Below are 17,300 nucleotides of genomic sequence, written 5' to 3' on the forward strand. Positions count from 1 at the left end.
ACTCGACGGCGCAGCGCTTTTCCGGACCTCAGATGCATCATGCGACTGCGGATTGAAGATGCGCCGCGCGTTTTGAGGACGTCCTTGGCATGCAAAGCAATACCGACGGCCTTCTTTACAGAAGATTATACGCGAAGTACACGGGTTCCTCTAGCATCGAAAATGAGCCGAGGGGCTCCGCTTCATTTAAAATCGCTCCGATACGACCTTCGCCTGCGTAAACAGCAGCAAATAATCCCGGCCCCCCGCCTTGGAGTCCGTTCCCGACATATTGAAGCCGCCGAACGGGTGCGTGCCGACCAGCGCGCCGGTGCATTTGCGGTTAAGGTACAAGTTGCCGGCGAAAAACTCCCGGCGAGCCAGCTCGAGATGCGCCCGGTCGTTCGAGATCACCGCGCCCGTCAAGCCGTAGTCGGTGTCGTTCGCGATGCGGATCGCGTCCTCGAACGAGTCCGCGCTTGTAAATGCGAGGACCGGACCGAAGATTTCCTCCTGCGAAATGCGCGCCTTCGGGTCGACGTCGGCAAAAATCGCCGGCTCCACGAACCAGCCGCCGGGATCGCCTGTGCCGCCGCCCAGGACAAGCCTCCCTTCCTGCTTGCCGATGGCGATATAATCGAGAATCTTGCGGTACGCCTTGTCGTCTATGACGGGCCCGACGTCGGTCGCGCGATCCGCGGGATCGCCGACGACCAGCTTCCGCGTACGTTCCGCGACTTTATTCAGCACCGCTTCATATATATCTTGATGTACGATCGCGCGCGAGCACGCCGAACACTTCTGACCCGAAAAGCCGAAGGCCGCGGCGACGATCGCGTCCGCTGCCAGGTCCGCGTCGGCATCCGCATCGACGACGATCGCGTCCTTGCCGCCCATCTCCAGCACGACGCGCTTGATCCACCGCTGTCCCGGCTGCGTCTTGGCCGCGCGTTCGTTGATGCGCAAGCCGACGTCGCGCGAGCCCGTGAAGCTGACGAACCGCGTCAGCGGATGATCCACCAGCGCGTCCCCCACCTCGCCGCCAGGTCCGGGCAAGAAGTTCACGACTCCCGGAGGCAGGCCCGCCTGCTCAAGCAGCTCGACAAACTTGGCTGCGATGACGGGCGTCGGGCTCGCCGGCTTGAGCACGACGGTGTTGCCGCTGACGATTGCCGCGCAGGTCATGCCGGCGACGATTGCAAGCGGGAAGTTCCAGGGCGGAATGACGACGCCGACGCCGAGCGGCGCGTAGTAGAGCTGATTTTCCTCCTCCGCCGACGGCGTCAGCGGCTGCGGCAGCGCAAGGCGCTGCATCTCCCGCGCGTAAAACTCCATGAAGTCGATCGCCTCGGCGGTGTCGGCGTCGGCCTCGGCCCGCGTTTTGCCGGCTTCAAGCGTCATCCAGGCCGAAAATTCGTGCTTGCGCCGCCGCAGCATCGCCGCCGCGCGGTACAGGTAGCGGGCTCTCTCCTGCGGATCGACCCGCTTCCATGTCTCGAACGCGGCTGCCGCGGCTGCGAGCGCCCGTTCTGCCGACGCGCGGTCCGCCTGCGCGACGATGCCGACGATCCTGGCGCGCTTGGCCGGGTTGACCGAAGTCGCTCTGCGCTCCGTATCGATTCGCGCTCCGCCGATAACGAGCGGGTAGCTCCGGCCGAGCTCCGCTTCGACTTGCCGGAGCGCGGCGTCATAAGCAAGGTTGGCCGGCTCCGCCTTGAAGTTCGTGAAGGCTTCGTTTTTGAATTCTGTCCTCATCCTTAAAGACAGCCTCCTTCGGGTAACGAATGATTACAGCCGTTCCTCCCCAATCTATGCACGACCGGCATGCGAAAGGAGCGTCTCTCATGAATATCGGCTCGACGCTGTACCGCAAAACGATGACGGCCGTGACGGGCAACCGCGCGGTGAAGCGGCTGACGCTGCGATTCGGCCGCAGGCTGGCCGGCCGCTTCGTCGCCAGCGACCATCTGCAAGGCGCGCTGCGCGAGGTGGCGGCGCTCAATCGTCAGGGCATTATGGCTACGCTGGATGCGCTCGGCGAAGGCATCGGCAGTACGGACGAGGCGCTCGCTTATCGCGACGAATACTTGAAGCTGCTCGACGCGATCGCGGATTCGGGCGTGCGCGCCAACGTATCGCTGAAGCCGACGCAGATGGGGCTCGCGCTCGACGCCGACGCCTGCTTCCGGAACATCCGCGATATCGTCGCCCGGGCCAGGGAGTACGGCAATTTCGTACGGATCGATATGGAGAATTCACCGTATACGCAGGCGACGATCGACATGACCGTCCGGCTGCACCGGGAGGGGCTGACCAACGTAGGCACCGTGCTGCAGGCTTATCTGAAGCGCACCGAAGGAGATGCGCGTGACTTGATGGGTGCGGGCGTTTCCTTAAGGCTCGTTAAAGGCGCATACCGGGAGCCCGCGGCCATCGCTTTCCAGCACAAGTCCGAGATTGTCGCAAGCTTCAAAAGGATCGTTCAGCTGCACCTGGACCGGGGCATCTACACGGCAGTCGCGTCGCATGACGACGCCATTATAAGCTGGGTCAAAGATTATACGCTTCATCATGGAATTCCGAAGGAGAGGTTCGAGTTCCAGATGCTGTACGGGCTGCGGATGTCCGAACAGGCGCGGCTCGCCAGGGAGGGCTATCGGGTACGCTGCTACGTGCCCTACGGCACGATGTGGTATCCCTATTACACGCGCCGGCTGGCGGAGAAGCCGGGGAATTTGTGGCTGGTTGTGAGGCATATGCTGCGGTAAAAGGATGCGCTGCGCGGGGGACGCTTGTGACTCTCGGCAGGCCCGCAGCGGCAGTTCACTTCATGCGGCAGCTTTTCTAGCGCCAGCTTCTGCCTCGCGAAAAAAGCGACCCCGTCTCTTCTCTCCGGGAGAAGACGCAGGGTCGCTCAAACCAGCTATCGCCTCAGCGTAAGCTGCGAAAGCGGCATGACGTATACATAGATTTCGAGGCGCCGCGGCTATTTCCTGTATCCGCTTTCCTCCTGCTCCCTGCTACCGTATCCGACTTCGTCCCCGCTCTTCCTTCTAAGTTTCAGCTCGACGGCACCAGGCGCTCCCTTCAGCGCGATGCGCAAGAAAACAAGCTCTCCCAGGATGATCTTGGCTGTCGCCCCCACCGAGCAGCATTCGACCTCATAGCCGCTCAGATCGTCCCAATAGGCGAGACCGAACGGCATCGGCGGCGCATGCCCGATGTCGAAGGTCATGACGATGCGTTCCTCCGTCTTGTCGTAGCCGCGCACGAACACCTGCGGCGTCGGCGCGTCGAACGTATCGTGCATGCCGGTCCTGCCCACATAGCTGCGCAGGCGGCGCGGCGCGCATTCGCCGTCTACGAACGCCAGCTGACATTCCTTGTCGTAGTAGAGGAACGTTTTCGGCCAAGGGCCGGACGCGGTCCCTCCCAGCGTTACCGTGTATTCGTTCGGCTGCGGCCGTCCGCCGGCGTCCCTCGCGAGCATATACGAGGGTGCCGTCTCGGCGTTCGCCTCTCTATACATCTCCATCGCGCGGGGCACGGTCGAGAGCGTGACCGACCTGCTCGCGACATAGGCGAAAAACAGATCGAGCATGCCGGCGCATGCCTCGACATGCTCGGCGGGAAATACGGCGAACCGTTCGGTAAACTCCATTTCGTGCGCCTCCTGCTGCTGCAGGAAAAACACCTGATCGTTGTGCGCCGTATTTTCCAGATAGACGTCGAACAGGCGCTTCCAATATTCCACGTTCCCGCCGTCGCAGAGACCCGCCCGCAGCACGTCGTTCGGATCCGTCGAATAAATAACCGGACAGCCCGAGTGGAAGGTCGCGTTCAGGTCGCGGGCCGTCCATTCGCAGGCGACAATTTTCCCGCGGGCCGGGTGCGGAGCCTTGTACCTCGCAGGATCGACATACCATGAGCCCCACGGAATGCCGTTGTGCGTGATGCCGTCCCACCATACCTGCTCCCAGCAATAGCCCCACATGCCGCTGAAATCCAGCTCCTCGAGCGCTTCGATCACTTCGTTATAAATCTTGCCGCGCGCCGCGACCTTGGTGCGGACCCAGGGAAACGCCTCCCGCACGATACGCCAGTCTTCCTCCAGCCGACGCTTGAAAGCTTCCTTGTCGGCTCCCGTATCCTCGATAAAAAAAGGCGTTTGCAAAATGACGTCGTCCCCGTATTCGTCATGCCAGGCAACGATCCGCTCCCGAAGGACAGGCACGGACCGTCCGTTCACGATCCACGTGACCGGGATGCCGTGCCGGTGCGCCAGCGCGGCCGTCCGATCGATGCCGTCTACGGCTACGCCATGCCCCCAAGGCTTATCGTAGTGCGCGGCGTAGCTGACGAACGTATAGATCAGGTTTTGCGGTTTCATATGAGATTCCCCCTTGCGGCCAGTGTTTTTCCTTCAACGGACGGACAGAGCGTCCCGGGATTCGGGCGCTCTGCCGCTTCATGCCTTTCGCGCCGTCGCGGGACGCGGCTTACTTTTTGTTCTCCGCCCGCCAGGCGTCGATTTGTTTTTGCAGCTCGGCCTGTACCTTCTCGATGCCTGCGCTCTTCAGCTTGGCGTTGCGCTCGTCGAGAAGCTTTTCCGGATTTTTGACGGCCCCGGTAAAGATCGACTGGTATTCGGTGACGACCGCGGTCATTTGCGTAATCTCGTTTTTCACGTTGGCCTCGTCGAATACGAAGCCCATAAGCGGGAAACGCTTGGCATCGTTGTTGAATTTCTCCCAGCTCGTGTACAGATCGTCGGGCTGGCCGGGCTTCAGGTAGTTGAGCAGCTGGTTGCCGACGACCCAAGACGTGCCGGGATTGTAGCCGCTGTCTGCGACCGGCTCGATGCGGTTTTCGCCGACCTTTTTATAGTGCTTGTCTTCGATGCCGTTGACGAACAGATTGATGACGTACGGATCGGTGTGCAGGTAGTTCAGCACCATCATCGCGCGGTCCGGGTCCTTGGACGTCCGGGAGATCGCGAACATCGAGCCGGCTGCAAGGTCCGTCGTGACGATGGGTTCTTCGACGACGTGAGACACGTAGTCGTATTTGCTGTCGGTGGCGAGCTTCATCTCGATGTCGGCGCCCGGCTTCCAGGTCGCGGCCTGCACCCAGATCTTGCCTTCCTTTTGCAGATCGTTGACGGTCGTCGTGCTCGTCGCCGCGTCGGCATTGATGTAGCCCTTCTCGTAGAAGCTGCGGAACAGGCCGACCTCCTGCTTGTTGATGTCCGCGATCTCGGGATCGAGCACCGACTTGACCTTCATCTCGTCGGACGATTTGTAGTCGAGCAGGAACATCGGCGTCTTCGCCGGCGCCGGGCCGATCGGACGGTAGTTGCCGCGCGTCTCGTACATCATGAAGCCGCCGCCGAAGTTGCCGGAGCCGCCCGCCACGTAGTAAGGAATGATGCCGGGCTCGCCCGCCTTGACCTTCTCCATCCAGGGCTCGAGGTCCGCCATCGTATTGATGCTGTCGATCGGAATCTGATACTTGTCGACGATGTCTTTGCGGTAAGTGAGCGCCTTGCCCTGCGTGATTTCCTTGTTCGTCGGGATCGCGTACAGCTTGCCCTTCATGCGCGGCGCCTCTAGATAGAGCGGGTTGAGCCGGTCCTTGATGCCTTGACCGTATTTCGCCAGCAGATCGTCCAGCTCGACGAAGGCGCCCTTGGAAACGTTGCCAAAGAAGTTCAGCCATGAAGCCGTAAAGACGAGGTCCATCTTTTCCCCGGTATTCATCATCAGCTCGGTGCGGTTCTTATAATCGCTCGAGGCGATCGGCTGCAGCTTGACCGTCGCGTTGATCTTTTCCTTGAAAAACGCGTTCAGCTTCGCTTCGACGAGCGCGTCGTCCGGCTGCGGCTTGCCGAAATAGACGATCGACACCTCGTACGGCGCAAGCTCGCTCGGTGCTGCGCTCTCGGACGGAGCCGCGCTCGCCGAAGCGGAGGCGCTGCTCGGCGCGGCGGAGCTTGCCGGAGGCGAGGAAGCCTCCTTGTCGTTGCCGCTGCCGCCGGCGCAAGCCTGCAGCATCGAGGCGAAGGCGAAGACGAGCGCCAATGCCGGGATATGCCTTTTCTTTTTTTTGATGTCCATTGCGAGTAACCCTCCTGATATTTAATTCAGATTATATAGATCGGCCGGGAATCGGCATAGCGAGCGTGCCGGCGGCCGGGACTACCGTTAGCTATGCGGCGGCATGGGATCAGCCCTTGACGGCGCCGATCGTGAGCCCTTTGACGAAGTACTTTTGGAAAAAGGGATAAACGATCAGGATCGGGCCCATGCCGACGACCGCCATCGCCATTTGCAGCGATTCGTTCGGAAGATTCCGCATCATTTCCGGATTTTGCGCCGCCAGCTGCACATTTTCCCGCAAATACTGGATGTCGTTGAGCACGCGGATCATGAGGAACTGGACCGGATATTTGTCTTCCGCCCGGATGAACAGAAGCGCGTTGAACCAGTCGTTCCAGAACAGGATCGTGCTGAACAGCGCCATCGTCGCCATGACCGGGAGCGAGAGCGGCAGAACGATGCGGACGAAAATCCGCAGCTCCCCCGCTCCGTCGATCCGTGCGGACTCGATCAGCGCGGGATGGATCGTCGTCTGGAAAAAGGTGCGCATGATGATGACGTTAAACGGGACGATGAGCAGCGGCAGCAGAAGCGACAAGTAATTGTCCAGCAGCCCGAGCCCCTGCGTGAACACGATGTATTTGCTCACGATGCCGCCGCTGAACAGCATCGTGAAAAACAGGAAGAAGGTGAAAAACGGACGCAGCGGATAGTCCTGGCGAGAGATCGGGTAGGCGTACAGTGCCATCAGCAGCACGCTGAGCACGGTGCCCGCGGCGGTAATGCCGACGCTGACGCCGTAGGCGCGAAGGATCGTGCCATAGTCTTTGAACAGGCTCTCGTAGGCGATCAGCGACCACTTGGCGGGAAAGAAGCTGTAGCCGCGGCTTAGCAAGGAGTCGTTGTGCGTAAACGAGACGATAATGACCAGTACGACGGGCAGCACGCAGGCCAGCGCCAGGACGATGAAGCCGCCGTTCAGAACGTAGTTGGTGAGCGGCGAGATCGTATTCTCGCGGCGGCTCGCGGTTTTCAGCATAGCTAAAGTTCACCTCGGTATTTTTACTAAAAGAGGGCTTGATCCTTGTCGATCTTGCGTACAGACGCGTTGGTCAGCAGCACGAGCGCAAAGCCGAGCACGGATTGGACGAGCGCCGCAGCGGACGACATGCCGATATCGTTAAGCTCCTTCAGCGCGCGATAGACGTAGGTGTCGACCGTGTCGGTGACGGGATAGAGCGGCCCCGAATTCATCGGTACCTGGTAGAACAGGCCGAAGTCGGAGTTGAACACGTGGCCCATGTTGAGTATCGTGATGATAATAATGACCGGCCGGATCGTGGGCAGCGTGATATGGAAGATCTGCCGCCACTTCGACGCGCCGTCGATGACGGCGGCTTCGTAGTACTCGGGATCGATGCCCGCGATCGCCGCGATGTAGATGACGGCGCCGATGCCAACGCCTTTCCAGGCGCTCACGATGGTCAGGATATAGGGCCAGTAAGCGGTCTCGGAGTACCAGAACACATGCGATTTGCCCAGCCACTCGACGATCGTATGGTTGAGCAAGCCTTTTTCCGGATTGAGGAACCCGTATACGAGATAGCTCACGACGACCATCGACAGAAAGTAGGGCATGATCAGAAAAGTCTGATAGGTTTTCGCCAGCCAGCGATTGCGGATCTCGTTGATCGCGACGGCGATCGCCACGGACACCAGCAGGTTGACGATCATGAAGACGAGGCTGTACGACACCGTATTGCGGGCGATCCGCCAGATCGAGCCCGAGGTGAACAGAAACTCGAAGTTGTCGAAGCCGACCCACGGGCTCCTCCAGATGCCGTCGATATAATTGATGTTCTTGAAGGCGATGAACACGCCGAACATCGGCAGGTAATTGTTCAGGACGAGCACGGCCAAGGCGGGCACGATCATCAAGGTCAGATACCTGTACTTCCAAAAGAGCTTCCATCTTGCGTGCAACGGCGCCACATCCTTTCTGTGACTTCAGTATAGATTGGCGGCCCGGCAAGGACGATGATGTATTCCTGTCAGAGTGTGATGTAAAATGAGGTTTGGCGGAAGCCGTAACTGGAGTCGCGCGGAACGCCTATCGGTGGCTCGTCCGACAGCCGTTCCGACGGGCCGGCGTATCGTCGCCAGCGTCGCTCTTTTGCCGAAATGCCTGCAAATATGCATCCTTTTTCCCATTTACGATCCTATTGTGCAGAATACATGCAAAGGCGCAGTTATTTTCCTTCATCAGCCGGATTTTCGGCGTGCGCTTTGCATTTACCTGCACATTTGCAGGTATTTCATCAAGTGGCGCGAGTCGATAAGAAATACATGTTCAAATGCAGGCTTTGGGCCCGTCAAACAACATCCGAAAAAGCGCCGGTATGCCGAAAGCGCGCTTGCCTTTCGATGAGTTGCCGCCCAAATTTATACGTTCGGAGATCTTCGCAGAAAAGCCGTCCGGCGCAAGGCTGGACGACTTGTTTATCTGGGGGAATATAGCTGGCTTTGGATGTTTAAGACGAGGAGGGGATCTGTATCGCTATTTATTTTAATATTTCAATGCCTGTTATCGATTTTCTTACAGAGAGCCAAAACGCTATGCTGAGACATGGAGTCAAATTGTATGCCGAAATATTCGTTAACGCGCAGGGAGAGCGTCAATATTCTTCATTTGAAACTACAAATATAGATTTGTTCGCCAGTTATTTTGATAATACGGCCTATAACTCTTTTTTCTTTTCCAGCCACGCCATAAGCGATCTAACGGAAATAAAACGATTCGGCTATTTTTATGATGTGCCAGGTTCCTGTTCTATTGAAGTTAAAGGCGGCAGAGAAACCCTTAAAAGTCGAGAACTTATTCAAATGCGTATGATATCGAGGAAGCCTGACAAACAGATACAAGCTTTTTATCGAACCTTACAGAGAGATTTAAAGAAAATTTCCGGCTTGCAAAAGCATGACCGGAACAATTATTTCTACTTGCCGACAGAAAAATTGATCATTCCCGCAAATCCGCAATCGCAGAACACTAGAGATAATTGGGAGGACTTCTGTCTTTCAAAAGTGGAGCGTGTTGATTAGCTCCGGCGAAAATGACGCGGAGTTGTGTTGAAAAGAAATGAACTCGAACATCGCATCGATTCGAACGATGAGGGCCGCGTGGCGTTTATTGAATGCATCTACGGCCCATTTTGCGAGAAGACAATCCCGCTTGTTTATGGGGAAAGACCGTTCGAGCTACCTGGTTCAATAAAACAGCGACAGTCCAGGACTTTATTTCACGTCCTTCCTGTCGCTGCTTCTATATTCTATAGGTTACGGGTGTATGGCCTGCTCGCGTCAATCTCCGCCGTCCCGCGCGGGGATCGTGACGACGGCCCGCAGTCCGCTTCCAGCAGGGCGCTCGTAATGCAGCCCGTAAGCCTCGCCGAAATGCAGCCGCACGCGCTCGTGAACGTTGCGGATGCCGTAGCCCTTGTCCCGCTCCTCGCCGCTCAGAATGCGGTCCATCCGTTCCAGGTCCACCGGGAGGAAGCCGTTGTCCTCCACCTCCAGCCGGATGTCGTCTCCGTACCTCCGCGCGCGAACGACGATCAGGCCCTCGCCGTCCATGCTGCTGACGCTGTGGAAAATCGCGTTTTCCACGAGCGGCTGAAGGATGACCTTCGGCGTCATGTAGGTCAAGAGGGCGTCATCCACCTCCCAACGTGCCTCGAACGTGTCCGGGTACCGCTTCATCTGCAGCCGGCAGTAGGCCTGCGCATGCTCGAGCTCCTCGCCAATCGGGATCTCCGTCTTCCCTTTGCTGAGGCCGATCCGCAGCAGCTTGGACAAATCCTTGACCATGTCGCCGACGCCGGAATTGCCGCTGTCGAGCGCATACCAGTAGATCGAGTCCAGCGTGTTGTACAACAAATGGGGCGTAATCTGCGAATGGAGCGCGGCGAGCTCATTTTCCCGCTGTTGGATCTTGATGACGTAGTTCTCTTCGATGGATCGGTCCAGCCTGTCCGTCATCTTCAGGAAGGCGCCGTAAAGAATGCCGAACTCGTCGCCGCGCAGCAGGTCTTCGTCGGCTTCCAGCCGCTTGCCCGGCTCGTAGATCCGGGTGATCTTCGTGAGGCGGACGAGCGGGCGCACGACGATCCGCAGCAAATACAGGACGAAGGCGAAAACGCACAGCAGGTAAATCGCCGAGGCTGCCATAATGATCCATTGGAAAGCGGTCCGTCTGTCCGCGACGGCGCCAAGCGGGATCTGATACACGAGCCGGGTGCCGAACGCGGAGCGTCTGGAAAAAGCGTAAAGCAGCTCCTCTCCGCCGCGCTTGTCATAGAAGTAGCCTTCCGTCTCGCCCTGCAGCCGATCGGGCATGCCCCTCATATCGAGCGGTTCGTCTCCCACCTGAATGAGCGGCTCGCCGGAATCGTTGAACAGATAGATGCCTGCATCGCTCGCGAGCCCGACAGAGACGAGATCGCGCTTCAGCAGCGCCTCGAGCCTCGAGACGACCAGGAAGCCGAGCGTATCGTCGTAAGCCTTGGGATTCAGGACGGCACGAACGAGGCTGACGGTCGGCGCGCCGCCGTCCGTCGACAGCGGGAGCAGCGTCGCTCCGCCCTTCTCCTTCAGCGCACGGGCGGCCCAATCCGGCAGCGCGGCCGTATCCCAGGTTATATACTTGAAGCCGCGGGTTTTGTTGGACAGGTCGAACGGCGCGCTTTTCCCTTCCTTGTTCGTCATATAAAGGGAATATTCCGTGCCATCCGACGACCACCGCTCCAGGACGGCGTCCGCTTCCCGCATTTGGCCCAGCGTCTCGATGTTGGTCCAGAACCGGTATTGGCCGTCGTCGCTAAAAAAGTGGGTGTCCAGCAGCGTGACGGTTTTATCGCTGACGGCGGACAGCGTCTTCTCCAGCGTCGCGTGGTTCTGCTTGACGAGCCGAAGGGTCGTCAGGCCGACCTCGTCACGCATCGAGTCGGATGCCTTGTACGCGGAAATCCAGCCGACGACGAGGAAGGGACAGACGATGAACAGCGCGAAGGCGATCGCGACTTTATATTTGAGCTTCAGCCGTCGCTCCCCTGCCTCTCCTTGCGGTATTCCGCGGGACTTAAGCCAGCGTATCGCTTGAACATTCGCCCGAAATGCTCCGGCGATTCGTAACCGACGGCATAAGCGATCTCGTAGCGCTTTTTGTCGGTCGTCTCAAGCATGTGCTTCGCCTCCTCGATTCGCAATTCCGTGACGAAGTCCCACAGATTTTTGCCCGTCTCCCGCTTGAACAGGTAGCTCAGGTAAGCCGTGCTGAAATGGACCTCGCTCGCGATGTCCTGAATTTTGAGCGCCGGATCGCGGAAGCGTTCCCGGATAAAGCCGGTGATGCGCGCAAGAATGGAGCGGTCGCGGTCCTGCGTCAATTGCCCGAGCATCGCCGAAACCTCGGGGATATAGGCGGCCAGCGCTGCCAACTTGCCTTGCGCATCCGCACCGCGGAAGTAAGCGTCCGGATCGAATCGCTGCAGCGACATCCCGTTCGCTCGGCCCTGCTCGAGCAACAAGCCGTACAGCCGGTATGCCAGCATACCGAAGTAACTGTTGAAAATCTCCGCTTCGCTCTGCAGCCGGCGGAGCGTCAACAGCAGCGTCTCGCCTGCCCCTGTCGGCCCGTCATCTCCGCTACCTGCCTTCAGCGTCTGCGCGAAGGCGTCCACCTGCGCGATCCAGTCGGCGATGCCAAGGTTTTCCCTCGCCTTGCGGTCCTCGAAGTAGAACACGCGCTGTCCGGGATTCACGTGCCGCCATTCCGCGGCGGCGTTCGCTTCGTCCATGAGCTTCGGCAGCATGAACACGTCCGCGTGAAGCGAGCTGATGCCTACCGTCGTCTCGACGTTCAGATAGCTTTTCAGATTCATATGGATCATTTGCCCGATCAGATGGAGCTGCGACTCGATGCCCGCGCCTCGCTCGTGCGCCTTCGGCTCGCCGAACCGAAGGATGGCGACGATCTCGTTGCCGTATCCGCTCAGCGACAGGCCGCGCCATTCGACGAGGCATTCGTTCAAAATATTAATGGAAGCGTACTTGAGCAGCTTGCGGCCCTGCAGCGCGATCTCTCTGTCGCTGAAGCCGCCGCGGGAAAGATCCGGCCGGATCGACACGACGCCGAACAGGCCGCCCTCCGACTGAGCGCTCAGCAGCGCCGCGAGCGCCTCGCCGTCCTTGGCCGGCAGATCGCCTTCCGTCACGAGCGCCGCCAGCAGCTCGCCCATACTCGGCTGGCCCGCCTTCTCTGCGCCGTCGCGCTGCGTCTCGGTCATCGCCAGCGACCGGCGCCCGATCGCCTCGTTCTCGCGCAGCACGCTGCCGACGACCCGCAGCAGATCGTCGCGCTCGACCGGCTTGACGAGATAGTCCCGCGCACCGAGCCGCAGCGACTTTTTCGCGAAATCGAACTTCTCGTGGGCCGAGATGACGATTACCGGCAGGTGGGGCTGCTCCATGTAGATCGTCTCCATCAGCTCGATGCCGCTCATGCGGCTCATCTGGATGTCCGTCAGGACCAGATCGAACGTGTCCATCCGCAAATAATCGATCGCCTCGAAGCCGTTCAGCGCCGTCTCTACGTGCGCGATATTCAGCTCGGAGCCGAGCAGAAAGTTTTTGATGCCCGTGCTTACTCTCGGCTCGTCGTCGACGACCAGTATTTTATGCATGCCGCTGCCTCCCCGCTGTCCGTGCCGCCCGATCCGCGCCGGACGATACTCCCGTCAGGTCTAGCCTAAGCCAGGACGCGGCGCCTGTCGATGATCTTTTTCTCGAAAGGTGTGATATATAATCATGCGCGAATAAATCACAAGCTGGCGAAATTAAATCCTCGTGCGCAGCGGGCGACATGATTACGATAATTGTGTAAGCGATTTCAAATAAAGAACGGAGGCTTCGTTAATGACCAGCTTTTGGAGAAAGAAAGGAACCGGCAAAAAATCGCTTGCCGGCTTGCTGGGTCTAGCGCTTTTGCTCGGACTGCTCTCGCCGCTCGGCGCCGTCTCGGCGGCCGTCGCGCCGCTGCCGGGCCCCGGCAATCCGCTGCTGTACGACGATTTCGGCGGAGGCGGACTGTACAAGCAGAACTGGACGAACTGGTACAACCAAAACGGCGGCACCGGCGCCTTTTCCAAGGTCACGGTCGATTCGCGGCAGGTCGGCAAGTTCGCGCAGACGCCGAGCAACGGCTCCTCCTGGGCGAAGTTCCAGCCGATGAACGAGTCCGTCGACCTGACGGGCTACCGTTACCTGAACGTTACGATGAAAAATCCGGGCTACGCCGACTCGCTCATCCGGGTCGCGGTTAACGACGGGACCGTCAATTATAATCTGACGGGCGGATGGATTTCCGTACCGACGAGTTGGACGACCCAGCGATACGACCTCGCTACGCTCGCCCCCGCGCTCAAGAAGAAGACGGCCAAACTTGAAATTTGGCTGCGACAGTCGGGCGGCGCCTACGGCGAGACGCTCATCGACGACATTTTCGCCTCGACGGACGACAGCGGCACCCCGCCGTCGCTGACCGGCAGCATGAGCGCGAACTCGGCGACCTATACGCAAAACACCGCGTTCACCTTCCGGGCGACGTATACGGACGCCGACAATGAAAAGCCGTTCGCCATGCAGCTCGTCGTCGACGACGTCGCCTACGACATGCTCGAGACCGATAGCGGCGATACGACCTATTCGGACGGCAAAGACTATTACTACATCACGAAGCTGCCAGCCGGGACGCATACGCACTTTTTCCGCGCCGGCGATCTCACTTCGGACGAGGTGCGGACGCCGCTTCAGTCTGCTCCTGTCGTCACGCAATCGAACGAGGCGCTCGACGTCGTCGTCAGCCAGGCCGGCTACAATGCCGGCGGGTTCAAGGACGCCCAGGTCGTGTCGACGAGCCCATTGTCCGATCTGTCGTATAAGGTGAAGGACGGCGGCGGAAACGTGGTGACCTCCGGTACGATGACATACGAGGGCTTCTTCTGGAACCGTCATGTTTATGGGATCGACTTTTCGGCCGTATCCGCCACGGGCGCCGGTTACACGATCGTCACGAACGGCGTCTCTTCCTATCCGTTCCCGATCAAGGCCAATGTCTGGACCGACTACAAGGACGAGATGACGGCATTCTACCGGCTGCTGCGGGCGGGCGTTGCGACGGATGACGCGTATCCGGCAGGATACAGCACCGTCGCGCCTTCCGCCAAGCTGTATCATGGAGCCGGCCATTTGGACGACGCCGCTTCGATCGACGGCTCGACGCATTACGATCTGACGGGCGGCTGGTACGATGCGGGCGACTACGGCAAATACGCCGGCAACCAGTGGGTCGCGGCCGAGATCGCGCTCGCCTATATCCGCCATGCGGACGCCGCCGCCGTCAAGTACGACAACGACGCGAACGGCATTCCCGATCTCGTCGACGAAGCGGTCTTCGGCAGCGAATACCTGATCAAGTGGGCCGATCAATTCGACGGCGAGCTGTACGACATCAAGAACAACGCCTCCTTCGTGCATCCGGAAAAGTCGACGGACAACGTCAACGGCAACGCCGACGACCGCCGGATCAGCGGGCTCGGCGTCGGCGGCTCGGCCAAGGCGGCCGGCGCGCTAGCGGCGACGGCGCGCGCGATCCAAGCGGCGATCGCGCAGGGTGACGTCGATGCCGCGAAGATTGCGACGCTCGAGGATTTTGCCGACGATTGCCTGGCAGCCGCGATCGTTTTCTACGACTATGTCGTCGCCCACCCGGACGGCGTCGTCGGCTCCTACTCGACGCGCGGCGGCATCCCGAATTCGAAGCTGCTCGCGGACGTGGAGCTGTACCTGCTGACCGGCGATGCCGACTATAAGACTGCCGCAACGGCCAACATCGGCATGCTGACGTTCGCCGACCTGTCGTCCACCAACTATTGGGATATGCGGCCGATGTCGCTGGCGGAGTTCTACCCCGTCGCCGATGCCGCAACGAAGACGCATATCCAGCAGCTGCTGAAGCAGCAGGTCGACTTCTTTTTGTCTTCGGCGGACGATACGCCGTACGGCGTGCTGAACCAGTTCAAAAACTTCGGCGTCAACGAACCGCATGCCTCCTACCTGGGCGACATGATGCGCTATTACGAGCTGTTCGGCGATCCTGCCGCACTGCGCGCCGTCGAGAAGGGTCTCTACTGGATCTTCGGCGAAAACCCGTGGAACATCAGCTGGGTGTCGGGCATCGGCTCCGACTTCGTCACCTACCCGCACACGCGGTACGATGAAGGGGCGAACGGCAACGCGAGCAATCCCGGCATCGTTTTCCCCGGCGCGATGGTCAGCGGACCGAACATGAAGGACACGAAAGACAAGACCAGCGCCAGCCCGTGGTACGAGGACCGTTCGCTCTACGCGGACGATACGAACCAATGGCGCTACAACGAGTTCAGCATCAGCATCCAGGCGGGGCTGCTGTATACGATCATGAGTCTCGGCTCGGATCCGGCGGCCAACTCGGCCGGCGCCGCGGCGCCACAGCGGCTGCCGACGCTCTCGCCCGTCATCGGCGATTACGTGCGCGGCAATGTCACCGTACTCGCGGGTCCCGCAACCGGATTGAGCGACGTGTCCTACTCGACTTCGGGCCAAAGCGGCCCGTATGTCCCGATGTCGGTATCCGGCGCCGTCTATGCCGCATCGATCGACGAGAGCGCTTCGGCGCCTTATGCGAACAAGCGGGTCGACGTTAGAGGCAAGGACGCCGCGGGCAATTATACCTACAGCTCGACGCATTACACGGTCGCGGCGCCGCTGCCCGATCCTTCGCACCCGCTTCTGTACGACGACTTTGGCGGCGGGGGGCTATGGGGTTCGACCGGCGGTAATAACGAGTGGGTGAACTGGTATACGCAGAACGGCGGCACGGCGACTTTCGCCAAGACGACCGCGGAAGGCCGCTCGGTCGGACTGTTCACGCAGACGCCGACCGCGACCAACTCGTACGCCAAGTTTCAGCCGTGGCACGACTATCTCGACCTGTCGGGTTATCGTTACTTGAATTTCACGGTAAAAAATCCCGGCTACGCAAACCTGCGCATGAAAATCGAGCTGAACGACGGCACGCGTACTTATAACCTGACGAGCGGGTGGGCGGCGGTGCCTGCGTCCTGGACCGACCTACAGATCAATCTCGACGCGTTGTCTCCCGCCGTGAACAAGAAAAAGACGACGATGGCGATCTGGCTGAACCAGACGGCCGTCGGCTACGGCGAGCTGCTCGTGGACGAGATCAAAGCGACCAACGTCGCGAGCGGCTCCGCGCCGACGCTGACCGCGGGCGGCGTAGACCATGCAACGGGAGACGCGGATACGAACTATACGTTTAACGTAACGTATACGGATGCGGACAACGAAAAGCCGTTCGCCATGGAGCTCGTCCTGGACGGCGTCGTCCACGCGATGACGGCTGTGGACGACGGTGATACGACGTATACGGACGGCAAAGCGTACGCGTATACGGCCAAGCTGCCGCTCGGCGTTCATTCGTACTATTTTCATACGACGGATACGACGAGAGACGCGGTGAGCAGCGCGGTTCAGTCGGGTCCCGCAGTGAGCGGGACGCTGCTGGCCGACGACTTCGAAGACGGCAATCCGGACGGCTGGACGCCGACGAGCGGCACCTGGTCGGTGCAAGCCGGCCGGTACGTCTGCCAGGCGGGCAGCGGCAACAGCTTCTCCGTCGCCGGCGATGCCGCATGGACCGACTATACCCTTCAGGCTGATGTCAGCGTCACGAACAATTCGGGCGGCAACAAGGACGCGGGACTATTGTTCCGCTACGCGGACAGCGACAACTACTACTTGCTGTACTTGAAAAACAACGACCGCACCGGGCGGAGGCTGGAGCTCGTCAAGTCGGTCGGCGGCGTGAAAACGGCGCTGGGGTACGCGAATCCAAGCGTCGCCGCGGATACGTTCTACACGTACAAGATCGTGGCGAGCGGCGCGAACATTTCAGTCTACCAGAACGGCGTCCTTCAGTTCGCCGTCACGGACAGTGCGCTTGCCTCCGGACGAATCGGGGCGCGGGTATATGCGAATACGAAAGCCTACTTCGACAACGTGACCGTCGCGCGATAACGGAAAGGGAGCCGGCTGCTGGCGAGCTGC

Annotated in this window: 10 protein-coding genes; 3 read left to right on the forward strand and 7 right to left on the reverse strand. The window is 59.8% G+C overall.

Translation table 11 applies throughout. The features are described from left to right. Positions 1–186 precede the first annotated feature (186 nt). Complete coding sequence (gene pruA / locus KB449_RS19555) at positions 187–1,734, reverse strand: L-glutamate gamma-semialdehyde dehydrogenase (protein WP_282909966.1); 1,548 nt, start codon at positions 1,732–1,734, stop codon at positions 187–189. A gap of 89 nt (positions 1,735–1,823) precedes the next feature. Between pruA and KB449_RS19560 the strand changes: the two genes are divergently transcribed. Further along, positions 1,824–2,747: a proline dehydrogenase family protein gene (locus KB449_RS19560; RefSeq protein ID WP_282909967.1), complete on the forward strand. Its 924-nt coding sequence runs from the start codon at positions 1,824–1,826 to the stop codon at positions 2,745–2,747. 218 nt (positions 2,748–2,965) lie between these two features. On the opposite strand, the gene KB449_RS19565 is transcribed toward KB449_RS19560, so the two are convergent. The 4 genes from KB449_RS19565 to KB449_RS19580 form a co-directional block, all read right to left on the reverse strand. After that, on the reverse strand, positions 2,966–4,369 hold the full coding sequence (locus KB449_RS19565) for a hypothetical protein (protein WP_282909968.1): 1,404 nt from the start codon (positions 4,367–4,369) through the stop codon (positions 2,966–2,968). 109 nt (positions 4,370–4,478) lie between these two features. Beyond that, entirely contained in the window at positions 4,479–6,095 is a 1,617-nt protein-coding gene (locus tag KB449_RS19570; protein ID WP_282909969.1) for an ABC transporter substrate-binding protein, read from the reverse strand. A gap of 109 nt (positions 6,096–6,204) precedes the next feature. Further along, on the reverse strand, positions 6,205–7,116 hold the full coding sequence (locus KB449_RS19575) for a carbohydrate ABC transporter permease (protein ID WP_282909970.1): 912 nt from the start codon (positions 7,114–7,116) through the stop codon (positions 6,205–6,207). A 26-nt stretch (positions 7,117–7,142) separates the two neighbouring features. Continuing rightward, positions 7,143–8,069, reverse strand: a complete 927-nt coding sequence (locus tag KB449_RS19580; RefSeq protein WP_434082514.1) for an ABC transporter permease — start codon at positions 8,067–8,069, stop codon at positions 7,143–7,145. A gap of 624 nt (positions 8,070–8,693) precedes the next feature. On the opposite strand from KB449_RS19580, the gene KB449_RS19585 reads away from it, so the two are divergent. After that, on the forward strand, positions 8,694–9,179 hold the full coding sequence (locus KB449_RS19585; RefSeq protein WP_282909972.1) for a hypothetical protein: 486 nt from the start codon (positions 8,694–8,696) through the stop codon (positions 9,177–9,179). 258 nt (positions 9,180–9,437) lie between these two features. Here the strand turns inward: KB449_RS19585 and KB449_RS19590 are convergent, their stop codons facing one another. Together KB449_RS19590 and KB449_RS19595 are read right to left on the reverse strand one after the other, a co-directional pair. Next, positions 9,438–11,075 carry a sensor histidine kinase gene (locus tag KB449_RS19590; RefSeq protein WP_282909973.1) on the reverse strand — a complete coding sequence of 546 codons (1,638 nt, stop codon included), beginning with the start codon at positions 11,073–11,075 and terminating at the stop codon, positions 9,438–9,440. A gap of 95 nt (positions 11,076–11,170) precedes the next feature. After that, on the reverse strand, positions 11,171–12,817 hold the full coding sequence (locus tag KB449_RS19595; protein ID WP_282909974.1) for a response regulator transcription factor: 1,647 nt from the start codon (positions 12,815–12,817) through the stop codon (positions 11,171–11,173). A 232-nt stretch (positions 12,818–13,049) separates the two neighbouring features. Between KB449_RS19595 and KB449_RS19600 the strand changes: the two genes are divergently transcribed. Further along, the gene (locus KB449_RS19600; RefSeq protein ID WP_282909975.1) at positions 13,050–17,270 is read left to right on the forward strand and encodes a glycoside hydrolase family 9 protein; all 4,221 of its coding nucleotides are present in this window, start codon (positions 13,050–13,052) and stop codon (positions 17,268–17,270) included. The last annotated feature ends 30 nt before the right edge of the window (positions 17,271–17,300 follow it).

The organism is Cohnella hashimotonis, from assembly GCF_030014955.1.
Classification (GTDB): Bacteria; Bacillota; Bacilli; order Paenibacillales; family Paenibacillaceae; genus Cohnella; species Cohnella hashimotonis.

Coding starts and splice junctions, on each gene's coding strand:
- KB449_RS19585 (WP_282909972.1), top strand. CDS start 8,694: ATGCTGAGACATGGAGTCAAATTGTATGCCGAAATATTCGTTAACGCG.
- KB449_RS19590 (WP_282909973.1), bottom strand. CDS start 11,075: ATGCGTGACGAGGTCGGCCTGACGACCCTTCGGCTCGTCAAGCAGAAC.
- KB449_RS19565 (WP_282909968.1), bottom strand. CDS start 4,369: ATGAAACCGCAAAACCTGATCTATACGTTCGTCAGCTACGCCGCGCAC.
- KB449_RS19600 (WP_282909975.1), top strand. CDS start 13,050: ATGACCAGCTTTTGGAGAAAGAAAGGAACCGGCAAAAAATCGCTTGCC.
- KB449_RS19570 (WP_282909969.1), bottom strand. CDS start 6,095: ATGGACATCAAAAAAAAGAAAAGGCATATCCCGGCATTGGCGCTCGTC.
- KB449_RS19575 (WP_282909970.1), bottom strand. CDS start 7,116: ATGCTGAAAACCGCGAGCCGCCGCGAGAATACGATCTCGCCGCTCACC.
- KB449_RS19560 (WP_282909967.1), top strand. CDS start 1,824: ATGAATATCGGCTCGACGCTGTACCGCAAAACGATGACGGCCGTGACG.
- KB449_RS19595 (WP_282909974.1), bottom strand. CDS start 12,817: ATGCATAAAATACTGGTCGTCGACGACGAGCCGAGAGTAAGCACGGGC.
- pruA (WP_282909966.1), bottom strand. CDS start 1,734: ATGAGGACAGAATTCAAAAACGAAGCCTTCACGAACTTCAAGGCGGAG.